3 protein-coding genes are annotated in these 3034 nt (G+C 61.5%); all 3 read right to left on the minus strand.

What is annotated here, in order from left to right:
* Positions 1-73: 73 nt before the first annotated feature.
* On the minus strand, positions 74-457 hold the full coding sequence (locus P3T25_RS48370; protein ID WP_429364847.1) for a hypothetical protein: 384 nt from the start codon (positions 455-457) through the stop codon (positions 74-76).
* Between the two features lie 105 nt (positions 458-562).
* Complete coding sequence (istB, locus tag P3T25_RS48375; protein WP_429364849.1) at positions 563-1378, minus strand: IS21-like element helper ATPase IstB; 816 nt, start codon at positions 1376-1378, stop codon at positions 563-565.
* On the minus strand, positions 1375-2874 hold the full coding sequence (gene istA / locus P3T25_RS48380; protein WP_429364851.1) for an IS21 family transposase: 1500 nt from the start codon (positions 2872-2874) through the stop codon (positions 1375-1377). The genes istB and istA overlap by 4 nt, the downstream gene beginning before the upstream one ends.
* Positions 2875-3034: the final 160 nt, after the last annotated feature.

Below are 3034 nucleotides of genomic sequence, written 5' to 3' on the forward strand. Positions count from 1 at the left end.
TGGTTAACGTCAACTATCTTTTCCGGCCGCGCGACAACTATCTTGTCCGGTCGACGGGGGTAATTGTCGCGGGTCAGGTGCTCATAGCTGTCGCTGCTCCTTCGTCGTTGTCGTTGGGTAATTTTTCATGTATCTGATCGCTGTCGTTACTGCGTAACGACGGGTTGGCGAAGTATGCGCGCCACTGCGCCGAATCGAGTTCAATGCCCGCGAGAATGCGTTCATCTTCCGCAATGACCAGCCGCTCGATCAATGCCTGTTGCGTTACTGCGTAACGACGTGCCAGCCTGGCAAGTGCCTGGGCGGCGCCGGTCTCGATCCAGACACTCAGGCGTCGCTCACCATTGCCGTCATGGCCTGCACGAGGGCGCCGCGCCCTGTATGCGGCTTGGCGTTGCGAAGCTGTTTTTGCCATTTTCTTTCCTCGTCTGATTTCGTTACGCAGTAACGGCGTCACGCATGCGTTACCGTGTAACGTTGCCGTAGATTGCATCCAGCAGTCTGGTCGGCCACCGGCAACCATCCGGCCGGTCAACGGCAGGAATTGTCGTTGACCAGGAGGTCATAGGGTTGTCGCTGCTCCTTCGTCATTGTTGTTGAGTAATTGACGCCGGCGCGCATTCTGTTTGTCGCTGGCATTGCGGCGTCGATAGCTTTCAACATTCAGCTCGAAGATCGTCGAGTGATGCACGAGCCGGTCGATGGCGGCGACCGTCATGCCGGGGTCCGGGAAGACGTCGTTCCAGCCGGAGAATGGCTGGTTGGCCGTGATCAGAAGACTGCGCCGCTCATACCGCTCGGCGATCAGCTCGAATAGCACGCTGGTTTCGGCCTGGTCCTTCCTCACGTACGACAGATCATCGAGGATGATGAGATCGAAGCGATCGAGTTTGGCGAGTGCCGAAGGCAATTGCAGCGCCTTGCGTGCTGCCTGAAGCTTCTGCACCAGTTCGCTGGTACGCGTAGTCAGGACCCGGTAGCCCGCATCGATCAGCGCATGTCCAATCGCGCTTCCAAGATGACTTTTGCCCGCGCCAGGTGGCCCGAACAGGAGAATCGTAGCGCCTTTCTCGAGCCACGAATCGCCGGTGGCCAGTGCCATCACGTGCGCCTTCGAGACCATGGGGACGACGCCGAAGTCGAAGGTCGCGAGCGTCTTGGTCGGATCCAGTTGCGATTCGGCGCGATGACGTTCCAGCCTGCGTTTTGCCCGTTCAGCCAGTTCATGCTCGAACAGCACGCCGAGTAATTGAGAGGCTTGCCAGCCTTCCTTGTCCGAGCGTTGCGCGAAGTCCGACCACAGCCGGCCGATCGTTGGCAGACGCAATTCGTTGAGCATCAGCCCCATGCTGCCTGCGTCGTAAGCGGGTGCGTTCATGCCAGCACCTCCTCATCGAGCAACGTGTCGTAGAGCGAGGCGTCTGGCATCTCGACCACCACCACCGGACACTCAGCCTGGCGCGGTGCGAATTCGTCGAACAGCTTCTTCAGATCGGGCAGTTCACCGAGTTCGAGCAATGCATCGAGCCGTTCGGCCAATTGAGCCTCCACGCCGTGGTTCCCGGCGAGCTCAAGCAGACCCACCATGGTCTTGCAGGCATTGCGTGGCGTCATGTCCTGATCCAGTCGCTCCCAGGTCCGGCGATACGCTTCGCGTGGAAACAGCTCATCACGGAACGCGAGGCCCCTGAAGGCCTGCGGCTTACGCTTGAGCGAGTCGATGAAGTGCCGGTAGTCGATGCCACGGCCGCGCCTCTTGCTGGTGTGCGTGGCTCTCGCCGTGCTGTGCACGAGCGCGCCGGACAGATAGCAATCGAGCCGGTCACTGTAGAGGCGCACCTTCAGGCGATGGCCGATCAGCCGCGATGGCGCGCTGTACAGGACGCAGCGCACGCTGAAGGTGCCGCAGCGGGTCACGCGCGCCTCTTCCTCGGCAAAGTCGGTAGTGCGGTACTCAGGCAGATCCAGCAGGCATTCCCGCTCGACCTGGAACGCCGCGGCATTGCGCCGGTTCCGGCGCATCACGACGCCGCGCACAAACTCGTCGTAGGCCGCCCGGTCGGCGAAGTCGCGATGACCGCGTAATTCCAGAGCCTGATCGATCTGGTCCTTCAGGAAGCGATGCGAGGATTCAACGCTGCCGTTCTCGTGAGCCAGGCCCCGGTTGTTGCGCGTGCCTTCCATCCCGTAGTGTGCGAGCAACGACGCATAGCGGACCGTGAAGTCTTCCTCTTCCTGCAGGTTCCTGAAGGCCGCCGACAGACTGTCGGAACGGTGTTCGCGTGGGCAGCCACCCGCCTGCCACAGCGCGTTCTGCAATCCCGTCGCGAGCGCCTGGAAGCTCTCTCCGCCATCGACCACGCTGGCGTACTCCCAGTGCGAGAACGCCAGCACGAAGTGATACAGCAGGTGGTCGAACGTGACGCCGCCGATCGTCACGCCCAGCTTGTCCATGTGGGTAAAGTCCGACAGCCCGCGTACGCCGGGCTGATACGTCTGGGGGAAGAACACTTCCCTGTTCGGCCCTTCGAGTGCTCGCCACTGGCTGATATGCCGCTCAAGCGTCCGCCGCATGCTGTCGGGGAACCGCTCCGGATGGTCTTCCTGCAATTTGCGCAGCAGGGTGACCGCCTTCAGCCTGGGTGCACTGCGAAGCAATGGAACGATTTCGCTGTCCCAGACATCGGCGAACGGGTTGGCGCGGGTCCGCCAGCCACGTTCGGCCCTCTGTGAAGGCAATTGCGGGGCGAGCTCGACGCGTCGTGCCGTGCGTTCGCTCATGCCGGACATGGCGGCGGAGACTTCCTGGGTGTGGTGTTTGCGCTTGGTCATATAGAGACGTACCTGTCGATCCGTAATGCGGGTTCCAGACATGGGCTGACCGCTTCTTATTAGATTCAGTCAGCACATCCTAAGCCCCGCCGAACCGGCGCCGCCGGTGGCTCGTCGTCTCCGGCGGCTACGCCGCCTACGACTCCTCACCACCGGCCAAGATAGTTGTCGCTACACCGGACAAGATAATTGTCGCCGCCCA

Source organism: Paraburkholderia sp. GAS32, assembly GCF_050434225.1.
Lineage (GTDB): Bacteria > Pseudomonadota > Gammaproteobacteria > Burkholderiales > Burkholderiaceae > Paraburkholderia > Paraburkholderia madseniana.